Here is a 413-nt window from a genome sequence, read left to right as displayed (position 1 = left end):
ACAGACGAGGCAGCGCCGGCGCTCATTGAGGGGGTCGTGATCTGGTCAGGCATTCCCGGTGGTCCTTCCTGGAAGTTCCCATCAGCTGTATTGGCTGATGTTTCAACCATCAGACCGGCCCCTCAAGAACGACGCCGGGTCATCTCAAGATTCGCTCAAGATTGCCAGACTCTCCGACGCCTGCAACGTCCCGTCGGGCCACGCCACAGCGTCCGCCCGAAGTCTGTTTACGAAACTTCTTGACGCACTACTTGTTTTTTGCAAGTGTGGTTGTGTCCAGTACCGGACCAACCAGACGGAGACCACCATGACTGCAATGTTCGTCAACCTGCCCGTGACAGACCTCGAGCGGGCAAAGTCGTTCTATACGGCGATCGGGTTCAGCATCAATCCGATGTTCACTGACCACAACG

Annotated in this window: 1 protein-coding gene; it reads left to right on the top strand. The window is 56.7% G+C overall.

The genetic code is table 11. The features are described from left to right. Nucleotides 1–97 precede the first annotated feature (97 nt). Nucleotides 98–413 (top strand): VOC family protein (locus SB724_RS19440; protein ID WP_410572415.1); only part of this gene is annotated, 316 nt, incomplete at its 3' end.

This window comes from Bacillus sp. SIMBA_031 (assembly GCF_046535225.1).
Taxonomy (GTDB): domain Bacteria; phylum Bacillota; class Bacilli; order Bacillales; family Bacillaceae; genus Bacillus; species Bacillus velezensis.
Note: the sequence above shows the minus strand (reverse complement) of the source record. Positions and strands in the feature narration are given on the sequence as shown.